Annotated in this window: 13 protein-coding genes; 5 read left to right on the top strand and 8 right to left on the bottom strand. The window is 62.0% G+C overall.

All coding sequences use genetic code 11. The features are described 5' to 3' along the window. The first annotated feature begins 34 nt into the window (after nt 1–34). The 3 genes from hisC (at nt 35) to ACFQ6H_RS01285 (ending at nt 3813) form a co-directional block, all read left to right on the top strand. Nucleotides 35–1111: a histidinol-phosphate transaminase gene (gene hisC, locus ACFQ6H_RS01295; protein ID WP_378642948.1), complete on the top strand. Its 1077-nt coding sequence runs from the start codon at nt 35–37 to the stop codon at nt 1109–1111. 100 nt (nt 1112–1211) lie between these two features. Further along, complete coding sequence (locus ACFQ6H_RS01290; protein ID WP_378642944.1) at nt 1212–2906, top strand: bifunctional metallophosphatase/5'-nucleotidase; 1695 nt, start codon at nt 1212–1214, stop codon at nt 2904–2906. 37 nt (nt 2907–2943) lie between these two features. Next, nucleotides 2944–3813 carry an MYG1 family protein gene (locus ACFQ6H_RS01285; RefSeq protein ID WP_317826611.1) on the top strand — a complete coding sequence of 290 codons (870 nt, stop codon included), beginning with the start codon at nt 2944–2946 and terminating at the stop codon, nt 3811–3813. Nucleotides 3814–3833: 20 nt separating this feature from the next. Here ACFQ6H_RS01285 and ACFQ6H_RS01280 read toward each other — a convergent pair whose 3' ends face one another. Further along, nucleotides 3834–4844 carry an alpha/beta hydrolase gene (locus tag ACFQ6H_RS01280; protein WP_378642940.1) on the bottom strand — a complete coding sequence of 337 codons (1011 nt, stop codon included), beginning with the start codon at nt 4842–4844 and terminating at the stop codon, nt 3834–3836. A gap of 399 nt (nt 4845–5243) precedes the next feature. Here ACFQ6H_RS01280 and ACFQ6H_RS01275 point away from each other — a divergent pair, with 399 nt between their 5' ends. After that, the gene (locus ACFQ6H_RS01275; RefSeq protein ID WP_378642936.1) at nt 5244–5864 is read left to right on the top strand and encodes a LysE family translocator; all 621 of its coding nucleotides are present in this window, start codon (nt 5244–5246) and stop codon (nt 5862–5864) included. 25 nt (nt 5865–5889) lie between these two features. After that, nucleotides 5890–6297 carry a DUF4259 domain-containing protein gene (locus ACFQ6H_RS01270; RefSeq protein ID WP_378642931.1) on the top strand — a complete coding sequence of 136 codons (408 nt, stop codon included), beginning with the start codon at nt 5890–5892 and terminating at the stop codon, nt 6295–6297. Here ACFQ6H_RS01270 and ACFQ6H_RS01265 read toward each other — a convergent pair. From ACFQ6H_RS01265 to ACFQ6H_RS01235, 7 genes are all read right to left on the bottom strand, one after another. Further along, nucleotides 6291–7217: a D-isomer specific 2-hydroxyacid dehydrogenase family protein gene (locus ACFQ6H_RS01265; protein ID WP_378642927.1), complete on the bottom strand. Its 927-nt coding sequence runs from the start codon at nt 7215–7217 to the stop codon at nt 6291–6293. The two genes, ACFQ6H_RS01270 and ACFQ6H_RS01265, sit on opposite strands and share 7 nt — an antisense overlap. An 88-nt stretch (nt 7218–7305) precedes the next feature. Then, a complete protein-coding gene (gene yut / locus ACFQ6H_RS01260) occupies nt 7306–8349 on the bottom strand; it encodes an urea transporter (RefSeq protein WP_378642923.1) in 1044 nt (347 codons plus the stop codon). A gap of 34 nt (nt 8350–8383) precedes the next feature. Further along, nucleotides 8384–9331, bottom strand: a complete 948-nt coding sequence (locus ACFQ6H_RS01255) for an urease accessory protein UreD (RefSeq protein ID WP_378642919.1) — start codon at nt 9329–9331, stop codon at nt 8384–8386. Then, on the bottom strand, nt 9328–9969 hold the full coding sequence (gene ureG / locus ACFQ6H_RS01250; RefSeq protein ID WP_007731713.1) for an urease accessory protein UreG: 642 nt from the start codon (nt 9967–9969) through the stop codon (nt 9328–9330). Before ureG ends, ACFQ6H_RS01255 begins: the two co-directional genes overlap by 4 nt. Before the next feature lie 10 nt (nt 9970–9979). Beyond that, nucleotides 9980–10693 (bottom strand): urease accessory protein UreF, encoded by a 714-nt coding sequence (locus ACFQ6H_RS01245; RefSeq protein ID WP_378642914.1) that lies wholly within the window; start codon nt 10691–10693, stop codon nt 9980–9982. Next, nucleotides 10677–11324, bottom strand: a complete 648-nt coding sequence (ureE, locus tag ACFQ6H_RS01240) for an urease accessory protein UreE (protein WP_378445595.1) — start codon at nt 11322–11324, stop codon at nt 10677–10679. Before ureE ends, ACFQ6H_RS01245 begins: the two co-directional genes overlap by 17 nt. Nucleotides 11325–11333: 9 nt before the next feature. After that, entirely contained in the window at nt 11334–13052 is a 1719-nt protein-coding gene (locus tag ACFQ6H_RS01235) for an urease subunit alpha (protein ID WP_378633798.1), read from the bottom strand. Nucleotides 13053–13072 lie beyond the last annotated feature (20 nt).

Raw genomic sequence — 13072 nt, 5'->3', positions numbered from 1 at the left:
CAACGCACCAAATCAGTGCGCGCATAATCGACTCGTGACCGCACACATTCGCCCTGACCTCGCCTCCATCCCCGCCTACGTTCCCGGACGCAATTTTCCGGGTGCGATCAAGCTGGCGAGCAACGAAACGACAGTAGGGCCGTTGCCCGGTGTGCGTGACGCCGTCGCCGACGCGGTCGCCAATGCCAACCGCTACCCGGACAACGCTGCGGTCGCCCTCATCGAGGCGCTGGCCAGCTTCCTGAAAGTCGAGCCTGCCAACGTCGCCGCTGGTTGTGGCTCCGTGACGTTGTGCCAGGAACTCGTGCAGATCACGTGCGATCAGGGTGACGAAGTCATCTACGCGTGGCGTTCGTTCGAGGCGTACCCCGTGGTCACCCAGGTCGGCCACGCCGTCTCGGTCAAGGTTCCGCTCACCGAGGACTTCGGCCACGACCTCGACGCGATGCTGGCCGCGATCACCGACCGCACGCGGTTGATCTTCGTGTGCAACCCCAACAACCCGACCGGCAATGCACTGTCGAAGGCAGAGCTCGAGAGCTTCCTCGACGCTGTCCCGACGCACGTCGTCGTCGCACTCGACGAGGCGTACTTCGAGTACTCACGCTCGGACGCCGACGGCATCGAACTGTTCCGCACCCGCCCCAACGTGGTTGTTCTGCGCACCTTCTCGAAGGCGTACGGCCTCGCGGGAATCCGCGTGGGTTACGCGGTCGCGGATCCGGAGATCATCGTGGCCCTCGGCAAGGTGCACACCCCGTTCACCGTGAGCGCTGTCGCGCAGGCCGCCGCGATCGCTTCCCTGGCCGCCGCAGACGAACTGCTTGCCCGCACCGAAGGTGTCATCGCCGAGCGGACGCGAGTTCGGACCGCTCTGATCGAGGCCGGTTACACCGTCCCCGAGTCGTCGGCGAACTTCGTCTATCTCCCCCTCGGAGAGCTCTCTCCCGGTTTTGCCGAGGCGAGTACCGAAGCGGGCATTCTGATCCGTCAGTACGGCGTCGAGGGCGTCCGGATGACCATCGGCGATCCACACGAGAACGACGCATTCCTCGCTTTCGCTGACACCGACGTCGCGAAGCAGGCCGCGGGCATCGGCGTCACCGCGTGACACTCGATACATAACTGTTACGCCGAGGACTGGAATTCGTTTCGGCAGACGGGCACACTCAGGGAGGTTCGAGGCCGGTCCGAGTGAGGGAGCACGACGCATGACGCGACGCATGACACGAACGTGTGCCGTGCTCGCAACGACCCTTCTCGCCACCACCGCGACCTCCCTGAGTGGCGTCGCCACTGCCCAGTCGCAGGACACGGTGTCGGTCCGCTTGTTGGCCTTCAACGATCTGCACGGCAGCCTCCGCCCGCCGGAAGGTGTTCGCAGCGAGATCAGGCAGGCCGACGGCTCGCTCACCCCCGCAGGTGGCGCGGCGTATCTCGCTGCTTACGTGACGCAACTTCGCAGCCAAGCCACCAACTCGCTGCTGTATTCGGTCGGTGACAACTGGGGATCGTCGGCGCTCGAGTCGGCGATGTTCAACGACGAACCGACGGTCGAACTCCTGAACCGGATGAAGATCGACGCTTCCGCGATCGGCAACCACGAACTGGACAAAGGGCTAGCCGAGTTCCGCCGCATGCAATCCGGTGGTTGCTCCGCCGTCGACGCATGCACGTTCAGCCCGTCCTTCGACGGCGCCAACTTCCCACTGATGGCCGCGAACATGACGTACACCAACGGCACTCCGGCCACATTGCCCTTCACCGTGAACATGGTCGACGGCATTCCGCTCGGAGTCATCGCGATATCCCCCGCCAACACCTCGCAGATCGTCACACCGGGCGGGATCGCCGATCTGCAGTTCGGCGACGAGGTCGAAGCGATCAACCGCACGGCCGACGTCCTCGACTTCTTCGGTGTCAAAGCCATCACCGTCCTTCTGCACCGTGGGGACGAACCAGCCGTCGAAGGTGGACCCAACGACTGCAACGTCGAGTCCGGCCCGGCCCGCGACATCGCCTTACGCGCATCACCCAAGGTGGACGTCATCTTCACCGCCGACAGCCACCAGCAGTACAACTGCGAATTCCCTGATCCCGCAGGCAATCCCAGAGTCGTGATGCAGGGCGCTTCGCACGGGCGGATCGTGTCCGTCGCAGACGTCACCATCGATCGCAACACACGCGAGGTCGTTCGCGATCAGACGTCCGCGTTCAATCAGATAGTGACACACGATATTTCGCCGGATCCCGATATTCAGGCTCTCGCCGACCGGGCCTGGTCGGAGGCGTCGGAAAGCGCTCAGCGGCCGGTGGGGACCATCACCGCCGACCTGACCCGGGACCGGGTACCCAGCGGTGAATCCACACTCGGCAACCTGGTCGCCGACGCTCAACTCGCGGCCGGATCGACACGAGGCGCTCAACTCGCGTTGACGAACCCCGGCGGCATGCGCGAGGACTTGGACTTCGGCACTTCCGGCCAGATCACCTACCGCCAGGCCTACGGTGTGCAACCCTTCGGAAACAGTCTCGAGGTGCTCTCCGTCACAGGGGCGGTGCTAAAGGACGCTCTCGAACAGCAATTCCAGATCGACCTCGACGGCACCGCTACCGAGCGCATCCTCTCCCCGTCCGCGGGCTTCACCTACACCCTGGACCGGCGAGCAGCGCCGGGTACGCGTATCTCGGAAATGCGCCTGAACGGGCAGGACATCGCACCCGACGCCGTCTACAGCGTCGTGGTGAACAAGTTCCTCGCCGAGGGCGGAGACGGCTTCACCGCGTTGAAGAACTCCACCCAGATGACCGGTGCGGGCAACGACCTCGACGCCTTGACCGCCTTGTTCGCAGCCGGGTCACCGGTCTCGCCACCTGCCACCGACCGCATCCGCACCATCGGCTGACTAGGCATCCCCGCGCTCGATTGCCTAGTCTCGACGGGTGATCATCGCGACCCATAACGGCAAGTTCCACGCAGACGACGTCTTCGGCGTATCGCTGCTCAAGCAGCTGTACCCCGACGCCACCGTCGTTCGCAGCCGTGACGAGGACGTACTCGACAGCGCGGACATCGTGCTCGACGTCGGCGGTCGCTACAACCCGGCCGAAGGCCGCTTCGACCATCACCAGCGTGATGCCGGCGAGCGCAGCAACGGCATTCTGTACTCCGCCTTCGGCCTGCTCTGGCAGGAATACGGCCTGAAGTTCTGCGAAGGCGACGCGTCCGTCTTCCGACGGATCGACAGCCGACTGGTCGAGGGCATCGACGCCGTCGACAACGGCCAGGAGATCTACACCCTCAACGATTTCGGCACCAAGCCTTTTGATCTGTCGTCGGTGTTGGACCTTTTCAATCCGATCTCGTCCACCGACGAGGAGTTCGACACCCAATTCGAGCTGGCCGTCGTTCTCGCAACTCAGGTCTTGATTCGCCTGCGCGCCAAGTACGCCGGCGACGCGGCAGCCGAACGCGAGTTCACCGAGACCTACGAGAAGGCAACGGATCCGCGCTTCGTCGTGTTGGAACGTTTCGTTCCCCACGGCCGCGCCGCATCGGCCCAACCGGAACTGCTGTTCACGATCTTCCCGAATACCAACGGCGGCTGGTCGATTCAGACAGTGAAGCCCGCCGACTCCAAGTTCGGTTCACGAAAGCTGTTGCCGGAGCAGTGGCGCGGCCTCAACGGCTCGGATCTTGCCGCCGAGACGGGCGTCGACAGTTCGGTGTTCTGCCACAAGGCCGGATTCATCGCAGCGGCACAGACCCGTGACGGTGCCCTCCAGTTGCTCGAACTGGCACTGGCCGAGTAACTCTCAGTTCACATGCCAGTTCACATTCCCAGCGCCGTCTTCACCGTCGGCCAGGAATCGTGAAGCGCGTCTTGCCAGTACGGCCATGAATGGGTGCCGTCGTTCCGATAGGCGAACACTGCGGGAATCGACAGTTCCCCTAACTTCGCTTCGAACAGCTGTGTGCAGGTGTTCGCGAGCGCCTCGAGCGGTCCGCCTTCGATGGCAGTCTGCAGGCCGCTCAGGGTGAAGATATTGTCGTATTCTCCGGGCGCACCCGTGCCAGAGGAAACATAGATCGTTTTCCCGCGCAGCATTTCCGCGTTGGTGGACGGGTCGTGCTTTTGCCAGTCGGGGTCCGATGCCGGGCCCCACATGTTGGTGGCGTCGCCGGCCTTGCTGGCCACGGTGAGCCGCACGGAGTCCTGCGAGGACGATTCGGAGTTGTCGAGACAGCCACTGTACGAAGCTAATCCGGTGTAGAGCTTCGGGTGATGTGTGATGAGGTTGGCCGCACCGAGTGCACCCATGGACACCCCACCGACCACATTCGTCCCGTTTCCGGAGAACGCCGAATTGATCAATGCCGGAAGCTCCTCGGCGAGAAACGATTCCCATTTGTTCACGCCGAGGTTCGGATCGTCGTTCTTCCAGTTGGTATAGAAACTGCCGGTACCGCCCACAGGGAGAACGACGTTGACGTTCTTGTCGGCGAAAAACGTTTCGATGTCGGTCTTCTGGGTCCAGGTGCTCTCCGAATATCCGGATTCCGAACCGGCACTGACGCCGTCGAGTAGGTAGAAGGACGGACGCGAACCGGCGCTCGACGCTGGATGCAGAACCTGCACTTGTACCTCGCGTCGCATCGCCGGCGAATCGACGAACACCGCACTGCGAGTGGGCGACAACCGCTCTATGCGATTGATGTGGGCGCCGGTCTGACCGGCCGGATCTCCTGGTGGATTTTCAGGCGCCGGTTCGGCATACGCCACTCCGCCCACGACAAGCGCGAGCACGACCAACACAATTCCGACAAACCCAAATCCCCGCATCCGTCAAGCGCCCCCTGAGCATCGCACGACTATCGCTAACCCTCGATTGGACAGGACGAACGTCCCGGGGTCAACCCACTGGTTGGGATTTATTACTCGCGGGTATCCAATGGAGTTGGACAGTTCTCCACCGATGCACACACAGGTGTGGATAACTTCATTCACATCCACTTCCCAGTTGTGCATAACCTGTGGACAAAAGGATGAATTACAACAGAGTTATTCCTCCTACCTGCAACGATCCGTTTCCCCACAGTGTGCATAACTTTGTCGAACAGGGCTCGCGAGACGCCGGTTTCCGGGCGTGTCCATGCAGTTCACACCGCCGCGCCACTCTTTGTTCACAGGCACGACACCACCGGCCGACAACGCGCCCCACCCCGACCTCATACTTGTTTCATGCTGACCGCTCTGCTCGCCGCCACAGCTGTGCTCGCCCTACTGACTCTGGTCCCGGGGCCGGACATGGCCGTCGTGACGCAGGCTGCGCTCAGCGCCGGAAGATCCGCCGGATTTCGGGTAGCGGCCGGCATAGTCTCCGGCCTCCTCGTGTGGGGGCTGCTGACCGTCCTCGGGCTGTCGGCGATCCTGGCCGCATCCGCAGAGGCTTACACCGTCGTCAAGCTCGCTGGCGCCGCCTATCTGATCTATCTCGGGGTACGAGCACTGTGGGAGAGCCGGTCTTCGCGCATGCAACACGATGTCGGCACTCCACGGTCGCAGAAGGCTGGAACGTGGAAGACGGGCTTCACCACCAACCTGCTCAACCCCAAGATCGCCGTCTTCTACACCGGACTGTTGCCACAGTTGGTTCCGGCCGGGTGGCCCACGGGACCGTCGCTTGCACTGCTGGTGCTCATCCACGCAGCCATCACCATCGTGTGGCTCAGCGGCTACGTGGTCCTTCTCTCGCGAGCACGTAGCACCTTCGAGAAGCCCCGAGTGCGACAGGCACTGGAGCGCATAACCGGAACAGTTCTTCTAGGATTCGGAGCGAAGATCGCGCTCGAAGCGCGCTGAGACCGCAATCGGAAAAGAGCAGACAGTGGGCGCGTGGGGATCGGGACCGTTCGAGAACGACGGTGCAGGGGATTTGATCGCGTCCATCGGGAGCGGTGATTTCACCTTCGAATCGGTGGAGTGGGCATTCGAAGACGACTACCTCGAGGTCGACGGCGGCCAAATCGCCGTCGCCTTGCTCGAATTGGTGTTGATCGTGCGCGCCGATCGCAAGCGCGACCCTGCCGCCCAGGACCTCGATCTCGATTCCTTCACCTCGGCCCTGACCAGCGAACGGCTCACCTGGTTGATCGAAATGGTGGAGCGCACCATCGCATCGACCGATTCGGAACTGTTCGAGCTGTGGGACGAGCAGGGACCGGAAGAGCTTGCGTCGTGGCGAGTTCCCGTCGTGGACGGTCTCGAGGATCTGCGCGTTCTGTCGGTTCAGTAGCCCGCCGACGGGTCGATTACCGCAGCAAGGTCCTCACCCGCAGCGAATCGAGCGACGTTGGCAGCCACGTGATCTGCCAGCACACGAGTGAGCGTCGTAGCCGGGTTGGCGACGTGCGGAGTGATGATCGCGTTGGGGAGCTTCCACAACCGGTGCCCGTCCGGCAGCGGCTCGGGGTCGGTGACGTCCAGTGCCGCACCGCCGATCGAACCAGCTTCGAGAGCATCGACCAGCGCGTCCGTGTCGACGAGGTTGCCGCGTGCGATGTTCACGATCCAGCTCGACTCCGACATCTGGTCCAGTTCGGTCTTGCCGACCAGATGCCGCGTCGCGGATGTCGACGGTGCTGCGATCACGAAGTGATCTGCCGTGGACCAGATTTCACCGGTGCGGTCGGCCGAGAGCGTTTCGGCAGCACCTTCGACGGGAGTGCCCGAGCGGGTGATTGCGATGACCTTGACCTTGGAGGCGGCGAGGTACGGGATCAATGCCCGGCCGATTCCGCCGCAACCGATGATCGCCACGCTCGAGCCCTGCAGGGTGCCCACTCGCGGGTCGAACTCTTCTTTTCGCCACGACTGCGCCACCAATTGTTCGGGGAGAGAACGCACTCCGGCGAGGAGGAGCATCATCGTATGTTCGGCCACATTGCCCGCGTAAGCCCCGGCAGCGGACGTCCAGACCCGCTTGTCGTCGATCACGTCGGCATCGAACCATGGCTCGATCCCGGCGAAGGGCAACTGCACCCAACGAACCGAGTCAGGTAGCGACGACGGGAACGTGTCCGGACCATGTACCCAGACCACGCCCTCTGCCTCGGCGAGTGGAACGAGAACCCCACCGACTCCGCGAATTCCGTCGGCAATGTGCGGATCCTCGACGGGGCCGAGATGGATGCGAGGGGCGCTGGAGTCTGTCATTTAGGTGCGTTCCTTCGAGAGTGGCGGGGCGATCGGATCAACTCATCGGTGTGCCCCAGCGTACGGGCGCCTCGCCAATTCGGCCCGTCTAGCCGTTCGCCTTTGCGATCGAATCCTTGCCTTCGGCCGCTCCGCCCTCGATGGTGTCGTGCTGGACAGGAACGAACTTCTTCTTCGGCAGCAGGAACAGCCACGTCGCGAAGACGAACGGGCCCGTTCCGGCCGGCAGGCTGATCGGAGCGAACGCAGACACCAGCGTGCCGTGGATGACAACAGTGACCAACACTCCGAAGACGGTGTAGACGAACACACGCCACGACGGGTTGTAGAACACCGAGCCCAGGGCGATTGCCGTCAGCACCGAACTGAGCCCGTACAGACCATTGCCGATATCGACGGTGTTGGCGCCGAGCGCGAGCACCGAACCCATCGCTATCGCCGAACCGATGAGCGCGAACACCGCCGCCCAACGCGACGCGACCAGCAGCGCGATCACGAAGATGATTCCGGTAATGGTGTTGTTGATCAGGAATATCTGGGACACGTTGCGGAACAGCGTGTCCCACAGAAAGCTGAAGGTGATGTCGGCATGGGCCGACGCGTCCCCGATGTGCTGAGGAAACTGGCCCGCGCTGAGGTCCGACGTTTCGATCCGCAGGAACTGGAACGCCGCAAGAAGGAAGAACCAGTTGACGAGGTTGAACGGAAAGGTCAGCGCCGGTACGCCCCAGGTCTTGAAGACATTGGCGACAGCCAGGAACGCGATGGTGGATGCAGCGGCGCCGACCACCAAGTAGATCCACAGCATCACGCCACCGGCAAGGAAAGTCGGAAAAGCAGCTCCCACAAGAATTCCGTTGTATCCATACAGGCCGATACGCATCGAATCGTCGTCGGAGTGCAGCATCATGCCGGTGACGGTGGATACCACCAGACCCACCACGGCACCGATTGCGACGGTGATCGTGTCCGCGGCTATCGCGCCCCAGAAGATGCCGACCAGAAACAGCAGGCCGGTCAGCGCATTGCCCTGGAACATCACCTGTCCGGAGCCTTTGAGATTCGTGTCGATGAATCTGAGCACGACGTTCTTGTCCGCGACGTCGTCCCAGGGTTTGGTGATGGTGGTCATCGCACGTCCCTCGATCCATATCCGGCGATCCGCGTCATCCCCAGAGTGGGACGGGCGGAATGGTGGTGTCCAGAACTGCCTTTCGTACCAGAGCCCAGAAATCACGAACCTTCGCCTTGACGGGTTCGCTCTCGGGACCGAGGACTTTGAAGATGAGACCGGCGTCGTTCGGGAGCCGGCTCGCTCCGGAAACGACCTTGCCGTCACGGCCCGGAACTATCTCCTCGAGAATGGCATCGGCGTGCTCCTTCGGTGTCAGCAGGATGACATTGCCGAACACGTCGTGGTCACCCATGATTCCGCGGTATCGCACGGGGAAGCGTGCCGGTTCGATCACCAACTTCTCGGTGAAGAGATTCTTCCCGTCCGGACGCTTCGCCTTGATCAATGTGGAGTACAGGTCGTAGACGAACATCTCTCCGCCGTCGTGATACTTGCGACCCGGCATCACGATCTCCGAGAACAACAGCGTTGCAGTCGGATCCACTGTGATGTCGGTGCGCGCGTAGTACCTCGCGTTGCGGTGTGGGATCGTCACTCCCGGCATCAGTTCGAGATACGAATTCTCGGCCAGCACCACTTTCTGGAGTTGCGACGCGTGATTGGCATCCATCCGGTGGACTTTCGTGGCTGACTGAGTGGTTACGTGCGCGAGGGAACCCGGTTCCATCTCGATGGTCAGGAACAGCCGATCGCCTTGCAGCACACTGCCGGACGTCGAGATCATGTAGACGCACGGCATGGTCGGCAACGCTTCGTCCCAGTACAGCGCCTGCTGAACCAGCAGCGGTGTCTTGCGGTACATGTCCCGCAGAATCGTCTTGTCGCCGCGGTCAACAAAGCGCATCTCGAGAACGCCGGTCTTACCGACCTTGCCGGCCGGCGCCTGCTTCGGCTGGTCCTGGTATTGATCGAGTTCCGGGATGGTCGGGATCTGCCCCGGGAGCGACCGCGATGCTCCCGGGACGGGCGGTGCGCTCACGGGGCGCTCGCTCCCACTTCCTCTTCGTCGAAGAGGACTCCGTGCACGATGAGGTCCACCACTTCTTTGATGCCTTCCCCGGTCATGCAATTGGTGAAGACGAACGGCTTGTCGCCGCGCATCCCCTTGGAGTCGCGATCCATGACTCCGAGATCGGCGTTGACGTACGGTGCGAGGTCGGTCTTGTTGATGACCAGGATGTCGGACTGCGAGATTCCCGGACCGTTCTTGCGCGGAATCTTGTCGCCTGCGGCCACATCGATGACATAGATGAAGAAGTCGACGAGAGCCGGACTGAATGTCAGAGTCAGATTGTCGCCGCCACTTTCGATGAACACCACGTCGGTGTCGGGGAACGTCTTCTCCATGTCCTCGACGGCCGCGAGATTCATACTCGGGTCTTCGCGGACGGCGGTGTGTGGACAAGCCCCCGTCTCGACGCCGACGATACGTTCTTCCACGAGAACACCTTTGAGAGCCTTGCGCACATGCTTGGCATCTTCGGTGGTGACCACGTCGTTGGTGATGATCAGAACGCTGGTGCCCCGCTTGATGAACTCCGGTGTGATCGCCTCGATGAGCGCGGTCTTACCCGAACCCACGGGTCCGCCGATTCCGATGCGCGTTGTCTTCTTCATCGTTCTCCTTCTAGTTCATGAACATTCGGACGTGCGCCTTGACGTGAACGGCAGCCAGAATGTCGATCATCGGGGCGAAATTGGACATGTCGTCGAGTCCGTAGTCACGCACTGCGGCGTACTCACGGCCGGTAGTCTGATTGACCTCGAACAGAATCTCCTGTGTCGCGAGGTGATCGACTCGGACGATGCGAAGGGCAGCGCCGAGCAACGTCATCGCGACACCGTACTGATTGACCGTGAAAGCGTCCTCTTCCGGAGAACCCATCTCCGCGAACGCAATTCCGAGGCCGACGGGGTAGGTACCCGGCGTCTCCCCCGATGCGATCGCGGCCAACCACTTGTCGAACAGAGCCGCCCCGGCCAAGCGCCCACCGAGTTCGGCCAATTTCTTACCCATGCGGGTACTCATCGTGCGTGCTTCTTCGTTGAGTTTGCGTTCGATCACTGCATGATCGGCCGCGAGGATCGCCGAGAAATCACCGGCTGCCGCACCCCGGTGCGCCGCGAGTACGGCGATACCGTCGCACGTCGCGCCCTGATGGGTGGCCGAGAGCACAAACTCCCGCAGCGACGGACCACCCGTGACAATTCCTTGCGCCACGGCTGATTCCAAACCGTTGGAGAACGAGAAGGAACCGACCGGGAACATGGAATCGGAAAACTGCATCATCCGCATCGCGCGGTTGATGCTGAGCCCAGATCCCTCAGACGAGAGGGTCATGGGTATGCCCCTCGCCCTCACGCGCGGCCGCACCGAACAAACGGCGTGCCTCGTGTGGAGCGATGTAGGGAATGACCTCGGCGCCCGGGATGAAGGTGTACTCGATGCCCTCGAAAGCATGTGTCCGCATCACCGAGCCCATGACCGCCTTGTCGACGGTCAACGGAACATAGACCTTCATTCCCTTCACCACCGCAGGCCAGTGCTGGTTACCCACGGCATGTCCCAACTCCAAGCACGTCTGAATCATCTTCTCGGGCGTGACGTCGACCAGTGCGCTCAGGTCGATCTCCAACACGTCCTTGAGGTTGATCCTGGCCACGACCACGGTGTTCGCCGGCTCGTCCCACAGCAGAATGTCGCCGTCCTGCAACTGAATACCCCGATCGAGAGAAACGGCCAGTTCACGGCCACCGATCGTGGTGCGTCGCAATCGACTCTTCTGTGCTTCCCACTGATCGAGCGACAAGACGTCCACTACAGCCTTTTCGAGTCGACCGGCCCACTCCTCGTCGGTCTCCTTCCCGAGAAGCGCGTCGACTCGCGTCGGCTTGCCGCTCGGCGCTGTCATCTCGCCGTGCGTGTGTGGCGCCGCATCGGCGCCGTGCGTGTGTGTGATTGTTCCCGACACTGGAGACCCCTAACTGAAGAAGTAAAGTTGGTTCAAGCGAATGGATTCAGCAGGTTCGACGTATGCATGGACGCCGTCCGCAGTCACCGCGAAGGTCTCCGGGTCCACCTTGATTTCCGGAGTGGCCGAGTTACGGACCAGATCACGCTTGGTGACCGTCCTCGTGCCCTCGACGGCGACAACCTGACGTTCGAGACCGAGTCGATCCTTGATGTCGTCGTCGAGTGCTGCTCGCGAGACGAACGAGACCGAACTCTGCGGCAACGCCTTTCCGAATCCACCGAACATCGGCCGGTAGATCACCGGTTGTGGTGTCGGGAGCGACGCATTCGGATCTCCCATGGCGTGCCAGCTGATCAGACCGTTCTTGATGATCGTCTTCGGCTTCGCGCCGAAGAATGCGGGCTCCCAGAGAACAAGATCCGCCATCTTCCCGACACCGATCGACCCGACCACATGCGAAAGTCCGAACGTCAACGCTGGATTGATCGTGACCTTCGCGACGTAGCGCAACACGCGGAAGTTGTCGTGTGTCGGTGAATCCTCGGGCAGCTTGCCGCGGGACCGCTTCATGCAGTCCGCTGTTTGGATCGCGCGTAGCCAGTTTTCTCCGACCCGGCCCATCGCCTGTGAGTCACTCGAGAACATCGAGATGACACCCATGTCCTGCAGTACGTTCTCGGCACCGATCGTCTCGGCGCGAACGCGGGACTCGGCAAACGAAACATCCGAGGGCACTTTGGGATTGAGGTTGTGACAGACCATGATCATGTCGAAGAGTTCGGCCTGAGTGTTGATGCCGTACGGCAACGTCGGATTGGTCGACGCCGGAAGTACGTTGTCCTCGCCCGTCACTCGCAGGATGTCGGGTGCGTGACCTCCGCCCGCACCCTCGCTGTGATAGGTGTGAATGGTACGGCCTTCGAAGGCCGCGATGGTGTCCTCGACGTATCCGGCCTCATTGAGAGTATCCGTGTGAATGGCGACCTGAACGTCCATTTCGTCTGCTACCCGCAGAGACTCACGAATTGTGGCCGGGGTTGCGCCCCAGTCCTCGTGGACCTTCAGACCGGCCGCACCGGCCTTGATCTGTTCGACCAGCGACTGATGCCCGGACGAGTTGCCCTTGCCCAACATGCAGACGTTGACCGGCAAACCCTCGTTGGCCTTGAGCATCATCTCCATGTTCCAGATACCGGAAGTGATGGTGGTGCCGTTGGTTCCGTCGGTCGGGCCGATGCCGCCACCGATCAGCGTCGTCACTCCCCCACTGAGCGCGTGGTACGCCTGCTGTGGTGACACGAGGTGCACGTGCGGATCGATGCCGGCGGCAGTGAGGATCATCTGCTCACCGGAAATCGCGTCGGTCGCCGGACCGGTGGTCAGCCCCGGGGTGACGCCTTCCATCGTGCTGGAGTTTCCCGCCTTGCCCCAGCCGACGATCTTGCCGTCCTTGATTCCCACGTCTGCCTTGACGACGCCGATGGTTGCATCGACGATGACCACGTTGGTGATCACGAGGTCGAGGGCACCGTCGATGCTGCATGACTCCGGATCCTGGCCCATGCCGTCGCGCAGCGTCTTGCCGCCGCCGTAGATCGACTCGTCGCCGATCGTTCGAAGATCTTCCTCGACCTCGATGTACAGGTCGGTGTTGCCGAGCCTGATCTGGTCACCCGTGGTGACCCCGAACAGACCCGAATACTCTTGTCTCGAAATGCTTGTCATGGGTGTTGCTCTCCTTCGTC

The sequence above is a fragment of the Rhodococcus sp. NPDC056506 genome, assembly GCF_042794945.1.
GTDB lineage: Bacteria > Actinomycetota > Actinomycetes > Mycobacteriales > Mycobacteriaceae > Rhodococcus_F.
Note: the sequence above shows the minus strand (reverse complement) of the source record. Positions and strands in the feature narration are given on the sequence as shown.